Genomic DNA, 25,030 nt, shown 5'->3' with positions numbered 1-25,030 from the left:
AGTAAAGTCTTGGAAAATATTGGTAAAATCCCCTTCAACTATGAATGGCGCAATCGCTGGATCATCATCAAAGAATTTATCCAAAATCCACTTCAAGAACTCTGGTTTTTACGAGATAAATTTGAAGTATCTGAACTTTATACTAGGATAGCTAAACGAGAGCGTGATCTTCACGATCCCAATGTTCCCCAATGGCTCAACTTTGGCTATTGGCAAGAAGAAACGACTTATAACGGAGCCTGTGCTGCTTTAGCCCGAAAATTGGGAGAAATTGCCGAACTTCGACCTGGAGACAAAGTTTTAGATGTCGGCTTCGGTTTTGCCGAACAAGATATTCTCTGGGTGCGTGAAAACAATGTAGATGCAATTACTGGAATCAATACAACAGAGATACAAGTAGAAATTGCTCAAGAACGAGTAGCTAGGGCGGGATTAGCTGAACGCATAAATCTTCAGGTTGGTTCAGCAACTAACATTCCTTGTGAGGACAATTCTTTTGATAAAGTTACAGCTTTAGAATGTGCTTTTCATTTCAATACTCGTGAAGATTTTTTTGCGGAAGCATTTCGAGTTTTGCGCCCCGGTGGAAAGTTAGCATTAGCAGATTGTCTGCCGAGAGTAGGACGAGATATTGACTTTTGGTTGCGCGTCAATAGCAAGAAAATGTGTATTCCTTTTGTTAACCAATATGACCGCAATATTTATGTTGAAAAACTCAAAAAACATGGGTTTGTAAATATCCAATCTGTATCAATTAGTGAATATGTTTGGCCTGCTGCTGTACGTTACTTTGCTGAGGTTGGTAAAGGCATTAGTAAACACGATTTAGTGATCAATCTTCAGCAAGATAATCCAGGACTTGAGGCTTGGTCGAGAGATAGAGGTTGGTTTATGGCTTTTGATGACTATCTCTTATTTTCAGGGGAAAAACCGGATTAGATATTGCCAGACAATCAAAAAATTGCGGACAAAAGCATGGCTCAAAATACAGATTATAAAAAATTAATAGCCACAACCCTCACAAAAATGGAGGCGATGCAGGCTCGCATTACTGAATTAGAAACTAGACAAAGTGAGCCGATTGCTGTTATTGGAATGGGTTGTCGTTTCCCTGGTGGGATAAATTCTCCTGAAGCTTATTGGAATTTTTGTCAAGCTGGATTAGATGCAATTGTAGAAGTTCCTCAAAGCCGTTGGGATATCTCAAAATTTTACGCTCCAGAGCCTACCCCCGGCAAAATGAACACTCGTTATGGGGGATTTTTACAAGAGGATATTACAGAATTTGATGCCCGTTTCTTCTCCATATCTTCCCGCGAAGCAACTTCAATGGATCCGCAACACAGGTTATTACTTGAGGTGACTTGGGAAGCCTTGGAAAATGCCAATTTACCACCAACTAATTTAGCAGGCGATCGCGTGGGTGTGTTTGTTGGTATCACTAGTGTTGACCACGCGATGACTGTTTACAAAAGCAAGTATGATGAAATCGATTCTTTTTTTGGTACAGGAAACGCCCTGAGTGCAGCAGCAGGTAGGTTGTCTTATTTTCTCAACCTGCGCGGCCCTTGTATGTCTATTGATGCAGCCTGTGCTTCTTCATTGGTTGCACTTCACCAAGCTATTCGCAGCTTAAGAAATCATGAGTGCGAAATAGCCTTAGTAGGTGGGGTCAATCTCATCTTAGATCCGGCAATTACGATTAACCTTTGTCAGTCGGGGATGATGTCTCCCGATGGTCGTTGTAAGACCTTTGATGCAGCTGCAAATGGATATGTGCGGGGCGAAGGATGCGGGGTTTTAGTTCTCAAACGCCTGTCTGTGGCTGAAAAAAAGGGCGATCGCATCCTCGCATTATTGCGCGGGTCTGCGGTCAATCACAATGGGGCTGCCGCCGGGTTAACAGTTCCCAGTGGCCCCGCCCAACAAGATTTACTGCGTCAAGCCTTAGCTGATGCTAGAGTCAAACCCGAAGAAGTCGGGTATATAGAAGCACATGGTACGGGGACTTCTTTAGGTGATCCCATTGAGATGAACGCCATCGCTGCTGTGTATGGAGAGCGATCGCAACCTCTTTACGTCGGTTCAGTGAAGACTAATATCGGGCATCTCGAAGCCGCCGCCGGGATAGCAGGCACAATCAAGACAATTCTCGCCCTCCAGCATGGTGAAATTCCGTCTCATCTCCACTTCCACGAACCCAATCCTCTGATTAATTGGCAAGGATACCCGATCAAAATTCCCAGTCAAACCATACCCTGGTCGAACAATGGCCAAGTCCGTATTGCTGGAGTCAGTTCCTTCGGTTTTTCGGGAACGAATGCTCACATAATTATCGAACAAGCACCTGCTGCCAACATACCAGAAATTAAGCTGCAACGTCCTAGTCATCTGTTGACGATTTCTGCTCATAGCGAACCAGCCTTAAAAGAACTAGCTCGACGTTTTCACACCCGCTTAGAGTCTCACCCAGAGATGGGAGATATCTGTCATAGTGCGGCCATTGGTAGGTCGTCTTTACCTGAACGTTTAGCGATCGTTGCAGAGACATTGCCAGAGTTGCAACAAAGATTAGCAGCTTTTGCTGAGGAAAAAGATGTTGATCATGGGGTTTTTCATCGACGGTTTACAGGAGAAAAACAGCCGAAAATAGCCTTTCTTTTTACTGGTCAAGGAGCTTGTTATGGGGGTATGGGTAATCAACTTTACCAAACCCAACCGACATTTCGCCAATATATTGACCAATGTGCAGACATTTTAGGAAATTATTTAGAGTATCCACTACAAGAAATATTATTTGGCGATCGCACAGATTTACTCAATCAAACTGCATACGCTCAACCAGCTATATTTGCTCTCGAATATTCACTTGCCATGTTGTGGCAATCTTGGGGAATCAAGCCTAGTTTACTCATTGGCCATAGCGTTGGTGAATATGTTGCAGCTTGTATTGCCGGAGTATTTAGTTTAGAAGCAGGTCTAGCATTAATTGTGAAACGTGGGCAATTAATGCAAACTGCGCCTCTAGGAAAAATGGCTTCAGTTTTTGCAGATGAAACTACGGTATCTGCTCTCATTCAAAACTATAGTAATACAGTTTCTATTGCGGCTATTAATCATCCTCAACAAATTGTGATTTCTGGTGAAAGTGATAGTATTGATGAGATTGTCGCCAACTGCAAAAGCCAAAATATAGCGGTTCAATTACTATCAGTTAGCGGTGCTTTTCATTCTCCATTAATGGAGTCAATCTTAGATGATTTTGAAATTGCTGCTCGTGATATTTCTTATCATCATCCTCAAATTATACTAGTTTCAGGAATTGACGGACAACCTTTAACAACTGCGCCTGATGCCAGTTACTGGAGACAACAAAGCCGTCAACCGGTGCAGTATTTACAGAGTTTAATTACAGCGTTAAACAAAGGATATAACCTATTTTTAGAAGTGGGGCCAAGACCAATACTCGCAGAACAAGGTCGTCGTTATAACGATGAAGCTATCTGGCTGAGTTCTCTCAATAGAGGCTTGGATAACTGGCAGACAATGCTGTCAGCACTTGCCCAACTCTACATTCATGGAGTTAATTTTAACGCCGGAAAATTTAATGAAGATTACAGCTATAGAAATATTCAATTACCAAATTATCCTTTTCAAAGAAAAAATTTTCAATTTAAATCTACTGTTTTAACAGAATCAAATTTAATCAAAGAAGTGCCTTTAGAAAGAGAGCTAATGGAGACTAATATGACTTTAGCAAAAGTTACAAATATCAAAAAAAATCAGCAAAAAATCGGTAATCAATTAAAGTCTATCTTGGCTCTGCTACTTAAAGAAGATGAAAATGACATTAGAGATGATGAGACATTATTAAATCTGGGAGCAGATTCGATTATTTTGACCGACTTTGTCCGCAAAATTGAAGAAAAATTTGGCGTAAAAGTCAAGATAGATCAATTATTTACTGATTTACAAACAATTGGCGAAATAGCTAATTATTTATCTGATTATATTAAACAGGAACCATCAAATACATCTGATGAAATAACAATAAATACTATTCCAACTAAAACCTCAGTTCAAGTATCTAATTCCGAATCAGAATTAAATAATTATCTGTGGGTGATTTCCCAATTACAACCAATTGCTGTTGCTTATATCTTGAAAGCTTTAGAAGGATTAGGTAAGAGACTAAGCATAGCAGAAAGCTGGACAACAGAAAATTTATTAAAAACTTTACCTATTGCCTCAAAATATCAGATTTTAGTTAATCGTTATTTAAAAACTTTAGAACAAGTTGGAATTATTCAAAATCAAGGTGATGTCTGGATAGTAAAAAACCTACCTACGCCTTTTTCTTTACCAGAAGCTATAGGAAATCTGCAAACAATTTGTCCAGCAGCAAAACCTGAGTTAGATATGCTACAACGCTGCGGAGAAAATTTAGCAGAAGTTCTCAAAGGAAATATAGATCCCTTAGAGTTAATTTTCCCAGCAGGTTCAGTTGTCCATGCAGAAAGTATATATGGCAATTCTCCTGTATCTCGTTTAATGAATCAACGAGTAGCCCAAGCAATTAACTCTATTTTAAATAATTTTTCTCGTAGCGATCGCCCTCACCAAATTATTGAAATAGGAGGTGGTACAGGTGCAACCTCTGAAGCAATTGTTAATAATTTAAATCTCAACCATACGACTTATTCTTTTACTGAACTTTCTCCTGTTCTCCTCAATAAAGCACGGCAAAAATTTAAAAATAGACATAATTTCAACTTCCATCAATTAGATATTGAGAAATCACCAGTTTCTCAAGGGTTAACAGCGCATTCTTATCACATAGTTGTTGCTGCTAACGTGCTTCATAGTACCCGCAATATTACAGAAACACTCAATAATATTCGAGAACTACTAGTACCTGGTGGTTACTTGGTACTACTAGAAACAGTCGAAAATAATTCATGGCTTGATTTAACTTTTGGACTCACACCCGGATGGTGGCGTTTTCAAGATCAAGAGTTACGTCTAGATACTCCATTGTTAAGTGGAGAAAGTTGGTGTGCTGCTTTAAAACGTTGTGGCTTTGTCAATGTGGATAGTTATTCTCAACAGAATCATATCAGCATCTACAATGGACAAGAGTTAATTATTGCTTCCACCCCTCCTGAAAGTGCTATTGATAGCCAATCAAAAACAGTAGCTGTATCAACACCAACCTCTGGTAAAGAAGCTTTGATGATGGCTCAACTACAATCTTTGAAGGAACTCAAAGATATTCATGAAAAAACTATTATCAAGCAATTAGAAATCCTCCAATCTGCACCTGTTGTACCCAGTAATAAATCAGAAGTTTTATTGATTCAAACAGAAACTGCGCCTACTCCTAAAACAAGCAAAACGGAAACCACACCTCCTCCCCAAAAAATTAGTTCTCCAAATTTGAATCCACTAGCTTTAAAGCTGACAGAGAGTAAATCTTTAACCGAACAACAGCAAGCTTTTATCCAAAAATTAGAGATTCTTTATAATCAAAAGACAGCCAAATCCAAGGCATATTCGCAAAACAGCCGCAAGACAATGGTAGATGTAAAACCTACTATTGACTTCCGTATGGCTTTAAAAGAATTTCAATATCCCATTGTTTCAGAATCAGCCCAAGGAGCATATTTTCGTGATATCGATGGTAATGCTTATATCGACTTAGCAATGGGGTTTGGAGTTAACTTTTTTGGTCATAGTCCTGATTTTGTGTTGGCAGCAATTCAGCAACAAATGCAACACGGAATTGGATTAGGAATGCAGTCAAATATTGCAGCAGAAACAGCTGCTTTAATTTGTGAAATGACAGGTGTAGAACGAGTCGCTTTTAGTAATACTGGTACAGAAGCGATTATGGCAGCAGTTCGTATTGCTCGTTCTCGGACAAAACGCCAAAAAATTGTAATTTTTGCTGGCTCTTATCACGGTACTTTTGATGGCATTTTAGCGCGCGCTGGCGAGGAAGCAGGAATAGCTCAACCATTGAGTCTTGGTACACCATCAGGAATGGTTGAAGATGTCATAGTTCTTACCTATGGAGCAGAAGAAAGTCTAGAAATAATTGCTGCTCAGGCTGATAATTTAGCAGCAGTTTTAGTAGAACCTGTGCAGAGCCGTAAACCAGATTTACAGCCTAAAGAATTTCTCCAAAAATTACGTAAATTGACTCAACAAAAAGAAATTGCCCTCATTTTTGATGAGATTATCACTGGATTTCGCATTACTCCAGGAGGGGCGCAGGAATGGTTTGAGGTTGAGGCAGATATAGTAGTTTATGGTAAGGCAATTGGTGGTGGTTTACCTATCAGTATGATCTGCGGTAAAGCAGATTTCTTAGACACAGTTGATGGCGGTTTCTGGACTTACGGAGATGATTCCCATCCGCAAACAGAATTAACTGCTTATGGTGGGACTTTCTGTCGTCATCCATTAGCTTTGGCTGCTTGTCGCGCAGTGCTTTTACATTTACGTGAACAAGGCGCAACTGTTCAAGAAACAGTCAATCAACTAACTAATCGATTAGCTACTGAAGTTAATCAGTTCTTTCAAGAAATAGGAATTCCTATCCGCATTGTTCATTTTGGCTCTTTGTTTCGCTTTGAATCTTTTGGTGCTTATAGTCTTTTCCTAAAACCCATCGAATTACCACTCTTTTACTACTTATTAAATCTCAAAGGTGTGTATACATGGGAAAAACGGGTTTGTTTTCTCTCAACTAGCCATACTAATGAAGATATAGATAAAGTGGTAGCTGCTGTCAAAGAAGCAATCATAGAACTGCGACAAGCAGGTTTTTTTGAAAATGCTAAAGCACCACAAACAAAAAAAAGAGAAGCAAGCGACGATCTCTCTGATGATGAAGATGGTAGGAATAATTTAAACCAGCAATTTCCTACTAGTGAAGCGCAACGTCAGCTATGGCTATTGGCAGAATTAGATACAACCGCTTCAGCATCATATAATGTGACTACTTCCTTAGAATTGCGTGGTGCTTTAGATATTTTATCTTTGCAGCAAGCGATTAATGAAGTAGTCAATCGCCACGAAGCGTTGCGAACCAAAATATTAGAACAAGGCGAACTACAGGAAGTTATCAGTAGTGTCAAAATTGACTTACCGTTAATCAATTTGATGGCTGAATATAACCCCGAAGCAACCGCTTTAGTCTTGAGAACTGAGTTATCGCAAAAGCCTTTTGACTTGAGTGTTGCTCCTTTATTTGCGGCTGTGCTGATGCGTTTAGCATCTGAACATTATCTGCTAACTTTAAAAACTCATCATATTGTTGCAGATGGTTGGTCACTGGGGCTAATTTTGAATGAAATCGGCAAACTTTATTCAGCAAAAATTGGCATTGCTACAGAATCTTTAACGCCACCAATGCAGTTTCGCAAATATTTAGCTTTGCGACAGCAAGAAGCGCAAAGTCCACAAATGCGAGAACATCGTGATTTTTGGTTGAAAACTTATGAGGGGGAAATCCCTGTATTTGAACTTCCTACAGACTTTCCTCGCCCTGCTGTCAAAACTTACACAGGCGGTAGAGAAAGTAAAATTATTGCTCCTCAACTATGGCAAAATTTACAGACTGTAGGACGTAAAAATCAAGCAACATTATTTATGACCATGTTCGCTGCTTACACAGCTTTTTTGCGACGCATTTCCGGTCATGATGATTTAGTAATTGGTATTCCCATTTCTGGACGACAATTTGAAGGAAGTGAAAAATTAGTTGGCTTTTGTTCGCAATTTTTACCGATTCGTATCCAGACAGATATCACTACTTCTTTTGTTGCACATCTTCGTCACACCAAAGAAACACTCATAGCTGCTTTTAAACACCAAAGTCACGCCCTAGAAGAATTATTAGCAGCCTTACAATTACAACGAGATTTTTCGCGTTCTCCCCTGATTTCAGTCTCTTTTAATCTCGACCCTAAGTTAACTTTACCTGAATTTGAAGGGCTGAAAGTATCGCTACCACCAGAGCCAATTGGCTATACTCCTTTCGATTTAGGCTTTAATTTCATCGAAGTCAATGACTCACTGATTATCTACTGCAACTACAATACAGAACTGTTTAAGCCGGAAACTATCCAACAGTTTCTAGAAAGTTTTGAAATTCTAATGCAGGGAGTAATTAAAGATGCCAATAGTTTACTGTCTGAGTTACCTTTATTAACACAAGTGCAGCAGGAAGAATTATTGGCAGAATTAACAGGTACAACAATAGAATTACCCCAAAATTCTACAATCATTGATGACTTTATTGCTCAAGTTAAATCTACACCCGATGCACCAGCCTTAATAGTTGGAGAAACGACTTTTACCTATCGAGAATTGAATGAAAAGGTAAATCGTTTAACGAATTACTTACATGAGAAATATCACATTGGTTCTGGGCAGGCGATCGCACTCGCAATCGGACGCAATCAAAATTTAATTATCGCCATTCTTGCTACTTTTAAAACTGGGGCGACATACGTACCGATAGACCCCCAATATCCTAGTAGTCGCATCGATTTTATTTTAAAAGATAGTGGCTGCCATCTCTGTCTTACTGAGAGTAATTTCGTCTCCCAATTACCCCAACAAATCGAAGCAATCTGCTTAGATAAAATCGACAGTATTTTAGCCGACTTTGACATAAATGAGCCTAAGTTACAACCAGATACTAACCAAATTGCCTATATTTTATACACTTCTGGCTCTACAGGAAATCCTAAAGGAGTCATGGGTCGTCACATTTCTATTTTGAATATCATTCGGAGTTTACGACTGACATTTAACTTAGATAAACATCCTGAATGGCGTTATATCTTCACAGCACCTGTCACCCATGACCCATCTTTTCGTAATATTTTCCTACCCTTAACCATAGGTGCTGCTTTATACATGTACGAAGTACAGCATATAGGGCATTTAGTTGACTTTTTACAGGAAAACCAAATCAATGCACTGCACACAACGCCATCTATTTATCGAGAAATTTTAGCTGTACTCGCACCTGAAGAAACTATCCCCAGCTTAAAATATATCTCTTGTGGGGGAGAAAAATTAGACCGAGAAACCGCGATCGCTTTACGAAAACGCTTCCCTGCTGAAATTATTAGTAATGTCTACGGTTCTACCGAAACTTGTGTAGGGGTATCTCAATATACAATAGACGAAAACTTAAATACAGATGTACCTCTTGGTCAAGTTTTCCATAACAATCGATTATTTGTCTTAGATGAATTCAATAACCCCGTACCTCTACACGTAATTGGTGAAATTTGCGTAGAAGGTGCAGCATTAGCAGTTGGTTATCGTAATCTTCCTGAACTTACCAAGGAAAAATTTCAATCCAGCTTTTTAAATTCAGAAAAAATTCTCTTTAGAACGGGAGATTTAGGTAAACAAATTGCCCCAGGTGTGATTGAATTTATAGGTCGAAAAGATAATCAAGTTAAGGTCAATGGATATCGTGTAGATCCTCGTGAAATTGAATACCAAATTAGCCGCTATGCTCAGATTGAGAAAGCAATTGTGTTACCTGTAGAGGTAAATAATCAAACTCAGTTATCTGCCTATTGTCAAACTGATAAAGAGATAAAAATTGCTGAAATTAGAGAATTTTTAGCTAACTATTTGCCAGTCTACATGATTCCTAGTTCCTTTATCTTCTTAAAGCAATTTCCCTTAACTAAACATGGCAAACTTGACTTGCGATCGCTCGTCACCCTCCAGCCAACAAACCAATTAACACAAGTAGCTTATACTGCACCGCGTAATACTTTAGAGTCAAAACTAGTCCATATTTGGGAAAAAATTCTCACTAAACATCCCATTGGAGTTTTTGATAACTTTTTTGAAATCGGCGGACACTCTCTCCTACTTTCGAGAGTAGTCACTCACGTCCATAAAGAATTAAATGTATTAGTTAAATTAGCTGATTTCTTCAAAGTTCCCACAATTGTTGGATTAGCAGCTTTAATATCTAAAGCTCAATCTAACTATCAAGAACCCATACCAGCAATAACTCAACAAGCATCTTATCCCATGTCTCATGGGCAACGCCGTCTCTGGGCTTTAGAATTCCTCGACCATAACCATTATGCTTACGGAATGCCCAGTGCTTATCAATTCAATGGTGATTTAAATATCGCTGCCTTTGAAAATGCTTTTAAAAAATTGATAGAACGGCATGAAATTTTACGCACTACGTTTACTTTAATCAATAACGAACCGCGTCAAGTAGTAAACGAACAGATGAGTTTTTCAGTCAACCAAATAGACTTGATAGATGATGAAAACCAAACAGCCAAAATTGCTGAAGCTATTCGTAACAATGCCAAAACTACTTTTGATTTAGAAACAGGGTCTTTACTCAAGATTAATTTACTAAAGCTGAGTCAACAGAGTCATATAGTCCTATTTAATATGCACCATATCATTTCAGATGGTTGGTCAGCAGGCGTTTTAATTAAAGATTTTCTGGCACATTATCATGCCTATGGCCAAGAGAACGTAAAATTACCGTCACCTCTAAGAATTCATTATAAAGACTATACTTCATGGCAAGATCAGCAACTCCAAACACCAAAATTGCAAGCACAACGGGATTACTGGCTGGCTAAGTTGACTCCTGCACCGACACGCCTTAATTTACCTTTAGATTATATGCGTCCATCAGTGCAGAGTTTTTCTGGCTCTGCGGTTATCTGGAAGCCAAATCAAGAATTAATCAAGGATTTTGAGTTATTAACTAAGACCCAAGAAACTAGTTTATTTATGGGCTTACTCACCTTAGTTAAAGGTTTTCTGTTTCGCTATACCGAGCAGAATGAAATTACAGTAGGCTCTCCCATCGCTGGAAGAAATCATCCCGATTTAGAGGAACAAATAGGTTTTTATGTCAATACTTTAGTCTTACGCGACCACATAGCAACAGACGATAGTTTTGCTACTTTACTTACAAAAGTAAAAACAACCACAATAGAGGCATATGATAACCAAGAATATCCCTTTGATAAACTAGTCTCAGATTTAAATTTTAAACGCGATCCTAGCCGTAACCCTCTATTTGATGTTGTAGTTGTTCTGCAAAATAATCAAAATGTAGACCTAGCAATAGATGGAATTACTGTTAATGCTCTGGAGCAGGAACTTGTTACTGCTAAATTTGATCTAGAATTCATTTTTGTAGACGAAGCGGAATTCTATTTGAAGTTAATCTACAACACAGATATATTCGCTAGTGAACGTATTTCCTTGATGATAAGGTTGTTAGAAGCTCTTCTAGAGGAAGTAGTCCAATCTCCTGACACACCCTTATTAAATCTGTGCGATCGCACAGATAAATCCAGTCAAGAAAATAACAGTCTTTTCGCTACAAATTTTAATTTTTAGTAATTGATACAACTAAACAATTGCAAATTTGGAGAAAAATTATGAATAAAAAACTACCAGTGCTGGGAATTTTAGGCGGAATGGGGCCTGTAGTTACTGTTGAATTTCTTAAAACTATTTACGAATACAACCAGTATATCGACAACGAACAAGAAGCACCAAACGTTATTGTTTTCTCACTTCCTGCTGCACCAGATCGCACAACTTCAGTACATAGCGGAAATGAAAGAGAATTCATTGATTTTGTGCAGGTACATTTAGAAAAACTCAATCAATTAGTAGACCGCATAGTGATTGGTTGTTGTACTGCTCATTATGCTTTGGCTCATCTCCCAGAGCATCAAACTAATAAAGTCATCTCTTTAATTAAAATTGCTGATCAACAACTGCAAATACATAATGAGCCTGCCCTTTTACTTGCAGGTTCAGGTACTTACAAGAAAAAATTGTTTGATCAAGGTTGTACTGCTGCGAATCTGATTATTTCTCCAGATGAAAAAGATTATCACTTAATTCACGAGATGATTTTTCAAGTATTAAAAAGAGGACAAAACCCCCTAACAATTCTTGAAGATGTTCAAAAACTATTAGATAAATACAATACTCGTTCTTTTATTTCTGGTTGTACAGAATTTCATATTCTTGCCAAATATCTCAAGCTTAATGGCATTGATTCTATTCGAGCGATTGACCCTTTAACTACCATAGCCGAAAACTTTTTTCAGTTATTAGATTCATCCTCATCTAATTATCAGTTGCTGACAGAAACAATGAAATTATCACAGCAATTTCACTCATCAAATCTTGAGTCTAAAACATCTTTGTATCAAACAAATTAAGGTTAATTAACATGACAGCTATTTTCCCCCAAACTTCCCCAATTAAGACTAAAAATCATAAGGTTCTTTTAATTGGGAAAATGTATGATGATATAGGTGAAGAACTACTCTCAGAATACACTAATATCGAGATTATCAAAGAACCAACACAGCATCAAATACATGAAGCTATTCAAGATGTATCTGGCGTATTTGTTCGTTATCCTACAAAATTAGATGCCCAAGCAATTGGATTGGCAAAAAATTTAAAAGTTATTAGTACCTCTGGATTTGGCACGGATGCAATTGATATTGCTGCTGCAACAAAGCGGGGAATTGTCGTAGTGAATAATCCTGGCTTGTCAACAACTGCTGTGACAGAACACACAATTTCTATGATTTTAGCACTTGCTAAAAAACTAACCTTTCTCAATCACTGTGTCAAAGCAGGAAACTATTTAATTCGTAATCAGGTACAACCAATTCAAGTAGAAGGAAAAACCCTTGGTATTGTTGGTTTGGGAAGAATTGGTAGTGCTGTTGCGAAAATTTGTAGTACAGCATTGCAGATGCGAGTTTTAGCATACGATCCTTATGTTCCAAGCAGTAAAGCAGAAGCCGTCAGTGCAACTTTAGTACAAGATTTAGACTACCTACTTACTGAATCTGACTTTGTATCTTTGCATCCTGAGCTAACTGATGAGACTTGTGAAATGTTTGCTCTAGAAACTTTTAAGAAAATGAAGCCCTCTGCGTTTTTAATTAATACATCTCGTGGGAAGGTAGTTCGCCAAGAAGATTTAGTTACAGCTATACGCGAAAAATTGATAGCAGGAGCTGCAATTGATGTGTTTGAACCAGAACCTCCAGCTATCGATAATCCTTTGTATGAGTTTGACAATGTAATTTTCTCACCTCATCTTGCTGGAGTTACACCTGAAGCTGGTATGGCTGCTGCACTTTCCGCAGCTAATCAAATATTGCAAGTGCTTCAGGGGGAGAAGCCGCCTTACATCGTCAATCCTGAAGTTTGGAATTCATAATTTTTTAGGTTCTTCATTACCTGTTATGATCAAAACGTCTATGAATTAGCTAATATACCTCGCTGGGCAAGAAAAACAGCTTTTAATCTTGACGTTTTAGTTTTTGGGAAAAAATCTAAGTTGTAAATGCCTAAAACACTTGATTTTTTAACTGTAGTATAACACCTACATAAGAGGCACTCTTTACCCCAAAATAAAAGCAATGGCTTGACATTATTATTAGATAATTTTGCTGTATTTCTGTTTGAGAAATATAGCAAAATTATCTTTTGAGATGATCAATTTGCTCAAATATGTATCAATATTAATAATGTATTTTTATTATTTTATAGCTATAACTAATGAAATAGAAAACAAAGTTTCATAATAATTTATAATACTAAAAAATTATTTTTGCAAGATGTATAATATGCAAAATCAAGTTATTTATAATCAATCTTCAAAAAATACTGCTTTCCTTGCTAATTTTACTCAGTTTTGGGAAGCTGTAAAAGCGATCGCCGCCCCATACTGGTTTCCAACAGATCCTAGTGGCAGAGCATTTTCAGATGTGATTAAAGCCTGGGGTATGCTTTTTTTCCTCATTTTATTAATAATTGGGCTGGTAGGCATAACTGCCTTTAATAGCTTTGTTGATCGCTATTTAATCGATGTCATTGTTCAAGATAAAGATACTTCTAAATTTTTTAAGACCTTAGCACTTTACGTCTTTGGGCTACTCTTAATCACCCTCTTAACAGGATTTTCTAAATTTGTCAGAAAAAAAATTGCTCTTGATTGGTATCAATGGCTCAACCAGCAGATTTTAGAAAAATATTTTAGCAATCGCGCCTATTATAAAATCAATTTTAGCTCCGCTATTGATAACCCCGACCAACGTCTATCTCAAGAAATCGAACCGATTGCCAGGACTGCTCTAAACTTTTCTGCTACTTTGTTGGAAAAAGTCCTGGAAATGACAACTTTTTTAATAATTCTGTGGTCAATTTCCAAACTAGCCGTAGCGATTCTACTTACTTATACTATTATAGGTAATCTGATTGCTGTTTTTTTGAGTCAAGAATTAGATAAGATTACGCAAGAGGAACTTGAATCTAAAGCCAGCTATAACTACAGCTTAACTCATGTTCGTAATCATGCTGAATCTATAGCTTTTTTCCAAGGAGAAAGCCAAGAATTAAATATAATTGAGCGCAGATTTAATAATCTCTTGAAAAATTCCGAGAGTAAAATTAATTGGGAAAAAAATAAAGATATTTTTAATAGAGGATATCGATCTGTAATCCAAATATTTCCGTTTTTAATATTTGCACCGGCCTATATTCGAGGTGAAATTGATTTTGGACAAGTTAACCAAGCAGTGATAGCTTGCAGTATGTTTGCTAATGGTCTGGCAACATTAATTGATGAATTTGGCACCTCTGGAAGATTTTCGAGTTATGTTGAGCGTTTAGCTTATTTCTCGGATGCTTTAGAAGTTGTTACCAAACAACCGGAGAATGTCAGCACTATTAAAACCATAGAAGAAAATCGTCTGGCTTTTGAGGCTGTTACCTTACAAACGCCTAACTATGAGCAGGTAATCGTTGAAGACTTATCATTGTCTGTTCAACCGGGAGAAGGTTTATTAATTGTCGGCCCTAGTGGTCGCGGTAAAAGTTCCCTGTTGCGCGCGATCGCAGGTTTGTGGAATGCAGGAACTGGTCGTCTGTTGCGACCTTCCCTCAAAGACCTGTTGTTTTTACCCCAACGTCCTTACATTATTTTAGGAACTTTGCGCGAACAGTTGCTTTATCCGAATAGAAATCGTCAGATGACCGATGCAGAACTCAAAGAACTATTGCAAAAAGTGAACCTGCAAAATTTGCTCAGTCGAATTGATGGTTTTGATACTGAGCTGCCTTGGGAAAACATATTATCACTAGGAGAACAACAACGCCTAGCTTTTGCACGCCTACTAGTGACTCATCCTAGTTTTACTATCTTAGATGAAGCAACTAGTGCTTTGGACTTGAAGAATGAAGGGAATTTATATCAACAGTTACAAGAGACGAAAACAACATTTATTAGTGTTGGACATAGAGAAAGTCTGCTTGATTATCATCAATGGGTTCTAGAACTTGCAGAAAATTCTAGTTGGAAGCTTCTGAGTGTCAACGATTATCGTCATCAAAAAACAACTGTTTATAATTCTTCCCAAGATTCTGAAATTACGTCCTAATCAAGAATTCTAAAATCTCATTTCTATGTGATTAACCAGCCACTAAAACTCAAAATCCAAATTAGCACTAGTTTTGCAGTGGTAGACTTTGGATTCATAACCGTTAATCGCCGGTAAAGGTTGGCTGTTGGCTGTACAATTTTTGACGGCTTCGTCAACAGGAGCATGAAAATTTACCAGCCATAAATCAAAGGAAGGCGGTAATTGATTAAGGGTATTTTCTAGAGTTTTAGTAGCTGTGTTGATGTCTTTATCTTGATGAGCTAACAGAAATAATGGTGTAGGATTTGTCACATTTTTGATTCTGAATTCTCTAGCTATACCCATCATTTCCCCGATTTGAACGTGAGTAATTTGGGTAGTAGCAATGAGTACGGGAACTTGAGATGTTTGTTGAATTAAGCTCACAAATAAATCGGGGCGATAGTATTTTTGATAGCCCAGATTGCAGATAACTGTAATTGCACTCAAAAACCCCATCAGCCAAATTAAGATCACGGCTTTTTTCTGCTGGAAATTTTGCCAAATGACAGCTAAATTAGCACCTAGTAAAACAATCACAGCCGGGAAGTAGACAAAGTTGTAACGCGCACCTCTAGTTAAGTCTATCCCCAGGAAATAGGTAAACACAAAAAATAGAGCGATCGCACCTATCACTAATCCCATTAACACCCGTGTTTCTAATTGCGTCTCTGGTGTTTGTAATTGTACTTTCAATCCCCTAACGAAAATCGGTGCAGCCCAAATTATAAAGATGAGCATCACTAAACCGGAAGCAATGACAATCCATAACTGTGGCGATTCTACTGGTAATAAGTACAACATTGTTACCCAAGCAGCAAAAGCTTGAAAAAATGGACTTATCCAGGCAAATCCTACACGGGGTTGTTGTATCCAGTCTGTTAATTTATCACCATAGCTATTCTGTAAAAAGACTGGCAGCCAAACTATACCAGTGATAAACGTACCTAAAATCACAGCATAGATGCGCCGCCAAGGGGGAGATAAAAATACTTTGGGAAATATTTTAGGGCTATTATGAATTTTGCGCCCAGCTAAAACTATTAATACTAAGCCTTCTGTACACAGAGTCAACACAAAGAAATAATGGGTGGCGATACCCAAAGCATTAATGATTACCCATGACAATGCTAAAGGAATGGGTAGCTGTGTTTGGTTTTGGATGTGGCGTGTGGTAATCACAAAGCAAGTGAGGGAAGCAATCACCCACAAGATGGCTAGGGTGTAATGACGGGCTTCTTGCGCCAAAAAAATCGCGTATGGTGAGACAGCCATCATCGCCGCCGCTAAATGAGCTACGATCCGAGAACGAAAAACAATCCAACCGAAGATATACATCGCCGGAATTGAAATAGCCCCCAAAATCGCTGCTAAAGATCGCGCCCCCCAAAGAGAGACTAAGCCCTGTTGTGTAGGAAATAACTGCATCCACAGATGGGATAAAGCAAAGTAAATCGGGGGGTGGTTAGTTTCGTGGCTGAGGTGTTTCCAGACATCATTGAGACTGGCTGCGGCTTGTGGTTGCAGTGGTTGTAATAATATCTCAGGTGCGATCGCTTGATCTAGAGGTACTCCTAGAAAACTATTACCTAAGCTAAACACCAATGTGGAAAATTCATCAGTCCAAGGGGGCTTGGCTGTAAGATTGGTTAAACGTAAGCCCAGACCGATGATGAACCACAAAAGCAGCACCAGAGGATGAAACCAACGAGATGTCATGGTAGAGTGCCAGTTATACAAACGCATCTATAAATTTTTGTGTCAATTTGTATATCTTAGACTTCCATCGTTGATTTAAGTTCGCTGATTATTTTACGTCAGTAACTCGCCAGCTGAGTTTTAAGTTTACCCAGAAATTCCAGATAGTGGCGATCGCGATCGCAATCAGGTTAGCAATATAGCGATTGCGAATTAAGAAATTAAACACCACATTCAATACTAAGACATTCAACATTAACCCAGCCAAGCAAATCGCGTTGAATTTTAAAAATCTTTTTAACCGTTGATGCCATTGTTGCTGTCTTGCGGAGATATCCGCAAATGTCCAAGCATCATTCCATAAGAAATTATTGAAGATGGCAATTTCCCCAGCAATAATTTTACTGCGAGTCAACGGTAAGCCCAAGGTAGAAGGATCACTGAGTAAATACAGCACCGCCATATCGACAAATACCCCACTTAAGCCCACCAAGCCAAACCGCAAAAATCGCCCCACAGGAAAATTTGCTACTAGCTGATTAACGTGTTTCAGGCGACCTGTAGATAAACGTAATCGGATTAAATGGTGAATATATTCGACATATTGCTTCCAAGTTACCTTGCTTTCACCTTCTTTGCGCTCACAGAATACATAGCCAACTTCCGCAATCTTTTGGATCTTACCCCTGCCAATGACTTCTAGCAGAATTTTATAACCTACAGGGTTGAGTATCGCCCCAGCAATGCTGCTGCGTCTGACCATAAAATAACCACTCATCGGGTCAGAAACTCTCCCCAATACTCCTGGTAAGATAATTAAACCTAATACCTGCGCGCCACGGGATAAGAAACGTCTAATAGCACTCCAACGACTCACACCACCCCCATCCACATGACGGCTAGCTACTGCCATATCTGCTCCCTGGGAAATTTGCGACAATAGTTGTGTCAATACTTCTGGTGGATGCTGCAAATCTCCATCAATTACACCTAAAACCTGACCCCTAGCAACTTGCCAACCCCGAATCACAGCTGAGGATAATCCCCTTTCCCCTTGTCGCCGCATCACCCGCAATTGTGGATATTCGTGAGTTAAAGATTGGGCTAATTCCCAAGTCAAATCAGGACTATCGTCATCTACGATAATTAACTCGTAGTCTTCTGGAATATATTCATCCAGTGTCTGGGTTAAAACTCTGACAACGTTTTGAATATTATCGCGTTCTTTATAGGTAGGAATTACCAAAGAAAAATAAACCTCTGCTTTTGTTTCTACATCAGCAGGCGACAAATCAGAAATCTGTAATGCCCCTGTCGGGACTGTCAATAATGCACTGGATGAGTTGACATTCATAAACTAAATTACACAATGGAGTTTACAGTGTGACCGTGTTATGTTGAACAATGTGCTTTGAAATGAATATCTGTCAATTTCGTCTGTATACAATCTTTGTTTTTACAACCATTCACGAGTAAAAAAAATAGTTTTTTACTTTGTACTTGATAGTCAATTTCGTTGATAATTACTGATATTCAATACCCGCAGATAAATTCAACATAAATAATGATGGAAATTATTTTATACTAACTCATAGTATTTTTAGCTCTATTGCCATAGAAATTTTTTATCTGTTGATATCAAAAGCAATTTCATTTATCCATCAACGTTTAATTGAGAAAATAAGCCTTTAGGATTAATTATTCAGTATGGACTTCCAAATGTTTCAGTAGTAATGAATCCATGCTTTCTAGTAGGAGATAAAATTATCAAATGAACCTACTTAATATGCAAGGATGGCTAAATTACGACTGACAAAATTAAAGTTTTATTGACAAATTAGCTATAAGTATTTAGTAAAATAGGTTATTTCGCATGAACTATACGTCCATGTGAAGTATACACTAGTAATGTTACGTACAATTACGCTAGAAAATAAAAATTAGATAATTTTTTAGTAAAGTTAATCTAAAAATGGTACGTGTAATAATGGGTGGTAAAGATTTTTGTAGCCAATTATGATTAGCTTGCCGTGAATCAAAAATCTATTGATACTATTATTAACCGCGCTCTGTTGGGTGACGACTTATCCCCAGACGAAGGCGTGTTATTGTTAACACAGACTGACCCAGGAGCGATCGCAGCTATTCGTGCTACGGCTGACCAACTCCGCCAGCAGCAAGTCGGTGATACTGTTACCTACGTAATTAATCGCAATATTAACTTTACTAACATTTGTGAGCAGCACTGTAGTTTTTGTGCATTCCGGCGAGATGCGGGAGACACAGCCGCTTATTGGTTAGATTGGACACAAATTCTCGAAAAATCTCAAGATGCGGTGCGGCGTGGAGCGACAGAAATCTGCATGCAGGGGGGATTAAACCCAGAAGCTCAAATTGACGGGAAATCTCTCACCTACTACCTGAAGTTAGTAACAACCATCAAACAGGAATTTCCCCAAATTCATCTACACGCCTTTTCTCCCCAAGAAGTGCAATTCATTGCCAGAATTGATGGCTTGACCTATGCTGAGGTGATAGCAGCTTTAAGTGATGCTGGGGTAAATTCTATGCCCGGAACAGCCGCAGAGGTTTTAGATGATCAGGTGCGGCGTGTCCTGTGTCCAGAAAAAATTGACACGGCTACCTGGTTAGAAATCGTCACCACAGCCCATAAATTAGGCTTACATACCACCAGCACCATGCTATCGGGACATATTGAAACCCCATCCCAACAAATTGGACATTTAGAAAAATTGCGATCGCTTCAACAAACCGCCGTCCAAAAAGGATATCCTGCCAAAATCACCGAATTTATTCTCTTACCCTTTGTGGGACAAGAAGCCCCCAAATCATTACGTCGTCGTGTGGGACGTGATCAACCAGTCCTAGCGGATGCTTTACACTTAAGTGCTGTAGCGCGGATTTACTTAGGTAATTGGATTTCTAACCATCAACCCAGTTGGGTAAAACTGGGATTAAGTGGTGCAACAGAGGCATTAGTTTGGGGTTGTAATGATATTGGTGGCACATTAATGGAAGAACACATCACCAGTATGGCGGGTGCTGTCGGTGGTACTTGTATGGATGTGACCACTCTACAAACTGCGATCGCTTCCTTGGGTAGACCATACCAGCAACGAGACACTTTATATCAAAACATCAATCAGTCGGATCTAGCGATCGTGTGATAGCAATTTTAGATTTTGGATTTCACAATACTTCTAGGGATTTCCAGAAAATAAATTATCCAATTTCCGAGAGAAAATATTTTGAATTTTCCCCCTGCTCCCTGCCCCCTGCCCCCCTGCTCACCACAGTGATTGTATATTTTTTTAGTTGGAAGTCCCTCATCCCAATTGGGTGTGAAAATAATTCTTTACTTAAAACCATCTCCACCCAAAACTGAGGATACTGCTACATTTTACGGCAACCCACAATACCTAACTTGATCTTCAAGATACCAATCCAAGATACGATGGACGTTGATTTACGTATAGTTTTAAATAATGCTTATGAAGCGGTATTGGTCGCGTCTGCTTGCTCTCGTCTTGGTTGTTGCCATAGGCTTAGTAGGCTGTGGTAGCCCAGATAGCTTAACAGGGGATTACCGTCAAGATACCTTGGCTGTAGTTGGTGTTCTAAAACAAGCTTTAGAAGTATCACCTGATTCACCAGAAAAAGCGGCAATTCAAGCAGAAGCAAGACAAAAAATTAATGATTTTTCGGCTCGCTATCAACGGGTAAACTCGGTTTCAGGCCTGAGTTCCTTTACAACTATGCGAACAGCCCTCAACTCTTTGGCTGGTCACTACAGTTCTTACCCCAATAGACCTGTACCAGAAAAACTCAAAAATCGTTTAGAACAAGAATTTCAGCAGGTAGAAGCCGCACTCCGACGAGGGGCTTAACTTCGCCCTCTGCTAGATTCATCAGAGTCAAGAGTCCGCTATACTCCAGACTCTTGACCCTCCGAATTTTAGATTTTAATTTTAAATTTTGGATTGAGCAGAACAGTCAATCTAAAATCTCAAATCCAAAATTGTTTGACCCCAAAAAAGGTAGTTTCCAGGCATTGATTAGCAAGCAACATTCCAGCCCAAATCTCAATTCCAAACTGAATATCAGTTTTTTATCTGCTATCGTAGTGTTGAAAGCTACTCTGTATTGTGTTTAAAGTATAAAATAATAATTAATAATGTTGGGTGCAGAGTAACATCGATTGGTCGAATATGGCTCATGACAGCAAAAAGCTACGGTTATAGTAGGATAGGCGATCGCTTGCCTGCCAATGAGATTAAGGATAAATTAAAATCACTCATCGAGCAGGCTGCATCGGTAGATACTCATTTAGCGAAAAAATTAGATGAAATCAATCGCTGGGTCAAAGATATTAAACCTGGTTCTTTAACCGCTAAACCGTTGGTGCTGGCTTTTTTGCTAGAAGTGATTACAGATTCGACAATCTGGCTGATTATTCAATCTCTACCGTCAGAGGCAGAAAAAGCAGCTAAATTTGCACAAATGACACCGAATGAAAGATACTGGTACGGATATCTGTTTCCCAAATGGATTAATGCAACTGATGCAAAATTCTACATTTGGAAACAAAAATTAATGGCAGGAGAGTTTAATCAAGAAGATGATGATATCATAAGAGCAATAGCTCAACAAATAGCCAGTCGCAATGGAAATGTTTGGCAGCGTTATATTGCTGATCTTTCTATGGCTACGGATTTAATAGTTAGTAATCATCAACAACAGCCACTCTGTATTCAAATTACCAGCGTGAGTGAAGAACTAAATCGGCAGAAACACCAAGCATGGGAAAATACGCTACGGTCTTGGGAAATAGAAAGAGGATTATTCCTAAGTTATAATCCTCAAAATGCGAATTTCATCAATCAACTAGTGAATGTCACTCTATACAACAGTGACTCTTTAGCTGAGGGCAAATATTTAAAATTCTCTTAATTGTTGTTGCGAACTGCGTATTTCATCAATTTGCCAATGATGGCTGAACATGGCTAACCACAAAGAAACTCATAATTATAATTACCAGATGGAAACATTTACTGAAGCTTTAGCAACAGCCAGAACAATGCAGCAAGACTGGCTCAGTTATGGTTTGAATTTTATCCATCTTTATGTTGATGATGTGGATGGAGACTGGCTAGAAACCTGGGGAAATGAAGAAATCTTTGCTAACCCAGTATTAGATAAGATTAAAGAATTTCTCGTCAGTGATGATGTCGTCGCTGTCCAGTTAAGAAATTATTTAGGCGATCGCTCGCTATTTGATTTAGCCGTTAACTTAGAAGAAATGTGGCGAATTACTCCTGCTAGCGATAGATTAACTAGAGTGAAAAATATTTTAGCTATCGGCGAAACCGCAGATGAAGAGCTATCTAATTTAGCCGACAGCTTGTTAAAAACGTTAACAGAAATTCTGTGAGCAATTGAACTATATCAGCAGAAAAAATTAGTTTTTAGGGACTTCCAGAAAATAAATTATCCAATTTCCGATTCAGAAATCGTTCTTTTTCGCCCCTGCTCCCTGCCCTCTGCCCCCCTGCCTACACAGTGATAGTATATTTTTTAAGTTAGGAGTCCCCTAGCGGACAGGCACAGCTTGTAGTTGCTGTACATGGCTCTTGAAAATATACCATGTTTGTCCTTGCTGGTTACAGGCTAAAGTTTTGTCAAAGGTGACGGTGTAATAATCGCGGAGTTTTTCTACTCGATTGCCGTCCTTAAATTCCGTCTGACTATTGCGATTATCGTTAATAGTAGCAACAAAAAATTTATCCCCCGTTCTGACACCACACTTTTTACTATTATCCTGAATTTGTCCAGACTGGATATACCAGTTTTCTTGTAACTTAAAAGTAGTACCGCCACTGGCAGTTACCCTTAAAATCCGAATTACAGGTATACTTTGAGTTTGAGAATGCACAGCTTGAGGAAACGCCACAGCCAACGCCCCCAAGACCACACCTAACCCAGCCATTACAGGTTTTTTATACAACCTAGTTTTACTAATAGCCATCGAGAATTCCCTTAATATTAAGTATGATTTACATTGCCAATGGCATGATTTTACACGAATCTTGATTCTAGGTAAATCTAGAATTACAAATGCAGATTAATGCTTACCTCTGATTGCTAAAAGTAGTCATTAACACTGTATAGATTCCAGAAATCACAGAAGATGCAGTCGAGTAAAAAGACTGAGTAAGTAAGTAGATGTGCGTAAATAAATATGAACCGTTAAGGATGATCGTCTATCTGCGCGATCGCATAACGAGCAAGATTTCAGAATTGTTCGCCTACAGGTTAAGCTGAATGAAAGTAGCAATTTGTTGCGCTTGTTAGATTAAATTCGCTATCCCTGTTAATTTTTTATTTTCCCTGCTTGAGAAACCTGGAATGCTAGACCAAATTTTTGACTCCCTGCACTTTCATCTCAGCATAGAAGCTTCTATAGTTTTGCTGATATTGGTATTTTTAGAAGCAGTTCTCTCTGCTGATAATGCGATCGCACTTGCAGCTATAGCCCAAGGACTAGACAACAAAAAACTAGAACGTCAAGCACTCAACATCGGTTTAGTTGTCGCCTATGTGCTGCGAATTACCCTATTGTTAACTGCCACGGAAGTCCAAAAGTTTTGGCAATTTGAACTTCTGGGTGCGGCTTACCTATTGTGGTTGGTATTCCAACACTTCACCTCCGCAGAGTCAGAAAACGACCATCATCATGGGCCGCGTTTCACTTCCTTGTGGCAAGCTATACCAGTAATTGCTTTCACCGACTTAGCCTTTTCTTTAGATAGTGTGACAACCGCGATCGCCGTATCTCAAGAAAAGTGGCTAGTCCTCACCGGTACTACCATTGGTATTATTACCCTACGCTTCATGGCTGGTTTATTTATCCGATGGTTAGATGAATTTGAAAACTTAGAGGACGCAGGATATATTACCGTTTCTCTAGTGGGTTTGCGCCTGTTATTGAAAGTCATCAACGATAATTTAGTCCCGCCAGAATGGCTAATGATTACCGCGATCGCCCTAATTTTAACCTGGGGATTTTCCAAACGCACCGTTACAGAGACACCCCAAATAGAACCGGAAAAAAGTGAAGTGACGAAATAACGAATGGGAATCGGGAATTGGGAATTGGGAATTGGGAATTGGGAATTGGGAATTGGGAATGAAAGACAAGGGGGACAAGGTAGATTTTATGCCCCATGCCCCATGCCCCATTCCCTACGAGATTACTCGTGTAACCAGGGTGTTAAATGAGGTTGCCAGTTGACTAATTCTTCGTCTTTAAACCACAGACTAACTTCGCGCACAGCAGTTTCTGGTGCGTCAGAACCGTGAATCAGGTTACGGCCGATGTTAATGCCGAAATCACCCCGAATTGTTCCTGGTTCTGCGGTTAAGGGATTGGTCGCACCGATGATTTTTCTTGCAGCAGCAATCACACCATCACCTTCCCACACCATCGCCACTACGGGGCCAGATGTGATAAATTCAACTAGGCTGGGGAAGAATGGTCTTTCACGGTGTACACCATAGTGTTGTTCAGCCAATTCCCGACTGACTTGCAAAAATTTCAACCCAACTAGGGTAAAACCTTTTGTTTCAAAGCGACGGATAATTTCGCCTACTAGTCCACGTTGTACGCCGTCTGGCTTAATTGCTAAGAATGTGCGTTCCAAAGCTATCTCCCAAAAAATAATAAAATTTGCAAATTGTCAAGAGTCAAAAGTCAAAAGTCTACAGTTTAGAGTCTCAGAGTT

14 protein-coding genes are annotated in these 25,030 nt (G+C 38.9%); 10 read left to right on the top strand and 4 right to left on the bottom strand.

The annotated features are described in order from the left end of the window. The first annotated feature begins 9 nt into the window (after positions 1-9). The 5 genes from CLI64_RS00915 to CLI64_RS00895 all read left to right on the top strand — a co-directional run bounded on the left by CLI64_RS00915 (position 10) and on the right by CLI64_RS00895 (position 15,509). Complete coding sequence (locus CLI64_RS00915; RefSeq protein WP_103135478.1) at positions 10-939, top strand: cyclopropane-fatty-acyl-phospholipid synthase family protein; 930 nt, start codon at positions 10-12, stop codon at positions 937-939. 36 nt (positions 940-975) lie between these two features. Then, a complete protein-coding gene (locus CLI64_RS00910; RefSeq protein ID WP_103135477.1) occupies positions 976-11,427 on the top strand; it encodes a hybrid non-ribosomal peptide synthetase/type I polyketide synthase in 10,452 nt (3,483 codons plus the stop codon). 41 nt (positions 11,428-11,468) lie between these two features. Then, on the top strand, positions 11,469-12,266 hold the full coding sequence (locus tag CLI64_RS00905) for an aspartate/glutamate racemase family protein (RefSeq protein WP_103135476.1): 798 nt from the start codon (positions 11,469-11,471) through the stop codon (positions 12,264-12,266). Between the two features lie 11 nt (positions 12,267-12,277). After that, positions 12,278-13,288, top strand: a complete 1,011-nt coding sequence (locus CLI64_RS00900; RefSeq protein ID WP_103135475.1) for a hydroxyacid dehydrogenase — start codon at positions 12,278-12,280, stop codon at positions 13,286-13,288. A 409-nt stretch (positions 13,289-13,697) separates the two neighbouring features. Then, complete coding sequence (locus CLI64_RS00895) at positions 13,698-15,509, top strand: ABC transporter ATP-binding protein/permease (protein ID WP_103135474.1); 1,812 nt, start codon at positions 13,698-13,700, stop codon at positions 15,507-15,509. A 42-nt stretch (positions 15,510-15,551) separates the two neighbouring features. Here the strand turns inward: CLI64_RS00895 and CLI64_RS00890 are convergent, their stop codons facing one another. Next, positions 15,552-17,249: a glycosyltransferase gene (locus tag CLI64_RS00890; protein WP_225977466.1), complete on the bottom strand. Its 1,698-nt coding sequence runs from the start codon at positions 17,247-17,249 to the stop codon at positions 15,552-15,554. A gap of 88 nt (positions 17,250-17,337) precedes the next feature. After that, positions 17,338-18,582 carry a glycosyltransferase gene (locus CLI64_RS00885; RefSeq protein ID WP_103135472.1) on the bottom strand — a complete coding sequence of 415 codons (1,245 nt, stop codon included), beginning with the start codon at positions 18,580-18,582 and terminating at the stop codon, positions 17,338-17,340. Positions 18,583-19,258: 676 nt separating this feature from the next. On the opposite strand from CLI64_RS00885, the gene cofH reads away from it, so the two are divergent. The 4 genes from cofH to CLI64_RS00860 all read left to right on the top strand — a co-directional run bounded on the left by cofH (position 19,259) and on the right by CLI64_RS00860 (position 22,680). Continuing rightward, complete coding sequence (cofH, locus tag CLI64_RS00880) at positions 19,259-20,416, top strand: 7,8-didemethyl-8-hydroxy-5-deazariboflavin synthase subunit CofH (protein WP_103135471.1); 1,158 nt, start codon at positions 19,259-19,261, stop codon at positions 20,414-20,416. Positions 20,417-20,734: 318 nt separating this feature from the next. After that, positions 20,735-21,136 (top strand): photosystem II protein Psb27, encoded by a 402-nt coding sequence (psb27, locus tag CLI64_RS00875; RefSeq protein ID WP_192881642.1) that lies wholly within the window; start codon positions 20,735-20,737, stop codon positions 21,134-21,136. A 370-nt stretch (positions 21,137-21,506) separates the two neighbouring features. After that, positions 21,507-22,199 carry a hypothetical protein gene (locus tag CLI64_RS00865; RefSeq protein WP_192881721.1) on the top strand — a complete coding sequence of 231 codons (693 nt, stop codon included), beginning with the start codon at positions 21,507-21,509 and terminating at the stop codon, positions 22,197-22,199. Between the two features lie 49 nt (positions 22,200-22,248). After that, entirely contained in the window at positions 22,249-22,680 is a 432-nt protein-coding gene (locus CLI64_RS00860; protein WP_103135467.1) for a hypothetical protein, read from the top strand. A gap of 159 nt (positions 22,681-22,839) precedes the next feature. Here CLI64_RS00860 and CLI64_RS00855 read toward each other — a convergent pair whose 3' ends face one another. Next, on the bottom strand, positions 22,840-23,274 hold the full coding sequence (locus CLI64_RS00855) for a hypothetical protein (RefSeq protein WP_103135466.1): 435 nt from the start codon (positions 23,272-23,274) through the stop codon (positions 22,840-22,842). A 380-nt stretch (positions 23,275-23,654) separates the two neighbouring features. On the opposite strand from CLI64_RS00855, the gene CLI64_RS00850 reads away from it, so the two are divergent. Continuing rightward, positions 23,655-24,377: a TerC family protein gene (locus tag CLI64_RS00850; RefSeq protein WP_103135465.1), complete on the top strand. Its 723-nt coding sequence runs from the start codon at positions 23,655-23,657 to the stop codon at positions 24,375-24,377. A 122-nt stretch (positions 24,378-24,499) separates the two neighbouring features. On the opposite strand, the gene ndk is transcribed toward CLI64_RS00850, so the two are convergent. After that, positions 24,500-24,949, bottom strand: a complete 450-nt coding sequence (ndk, locus tag CLI64_RS00845; RefSeq protein ID WP_103135464.1) for a nucleoside-diphosphate kinase — start codon at positions 24,947-24,949, stop codon at positions 24,500-24,502. Positions 24,950-25,030: the final 81 nt, after the last annotated feature.

It is taken from the genome of Nostoc sp. CENA543, assembly GCF_002896875.1.
In the GTDB taxonomy this organism is placed as follows: domain Bacteria; phylum Cyanobacteriota; class Cyanobacteriia; order Cyanobacteriales; family Nostocaceae; genus Trichormus.
Note: the sequence above shows the minus strand (reverse complement) of the source record. Positions and strands in the feature narration are given on the sequence as shown.

Excerpts from the sequence above, each read along its gene's own strand:
- CLI64_RS00890 (WP_225977466.1), bottom strand. The coding sequence starts at position 17,249 with ATGACATCTCGTTGGTTTCATCCTCTGGTGCTGCTTTTGTGGTTCATC.
- CLI64_RS00850 (WP_103135465.1), top strand. The coding sequence starts at position 23,655 with ATGCTAGACCAAATTTTTGACTCCCTGCACTTTCATCTCAGCATAGAA.
- CLI64_RS00860 (WP_103135467.1), top strand. The coding sequence starts at position 22,249 with ATGGCTAACCACAAAGAAACTCATAATTATAATTACCAGATGGAAACA.
- psb27 (WP_192881642.1), top strand. The coding sequence starts at position 20,735 with ATGCTTATGAAGCGGTATTGGTCGCGTCTGCTTGCTCTCGTCTTGGTT.
- CLI64_RS00895 (WP_103135474.1), top strand. The coding sequence starts at position 13,698 with ATGCAAAATCAAGTTATTTATAATCAATCTTCAAAAAATACTGCTTTC.
- CLI64_RS00885 (WP_103135472.1), bottom strand. The coding sequence starts at position 18,582 with ATGAATGTCAACTCATCCAGTGCATTATTGACAGTCCCGACAGGGGCA.
- CLI64_RS00905 (WP_103135476.1), top strand. The coding sequence starts at position 11,469 with ATGAATAAAAAACTACCAGTGCTGGGAATTTTAGGCGGAATGGGGCCT.
- CLI64_RS00855 (WP_103135466.1), bottom strand. The coding sequence starts at position 23,274 with ATGGCTATTAGTAAAACTAGGTTGTATAAAAAACCTGTAATGGCTGGG.
- CLI64_RS00900 (WP_103135475.1), top strand. The coding sequence starts at position 12,278 with ATGACAGCTATTTTCCCCCAAACTTCCCCAATTAAGACTAAAAATCAT.
- CLI64_RS00910 (WP_103135477.1), top strand. The coding sequence starts at position 976 with ATGGCTCAAAATACAGATTATAAAAAATTAATAGCCACAACCCTCACA.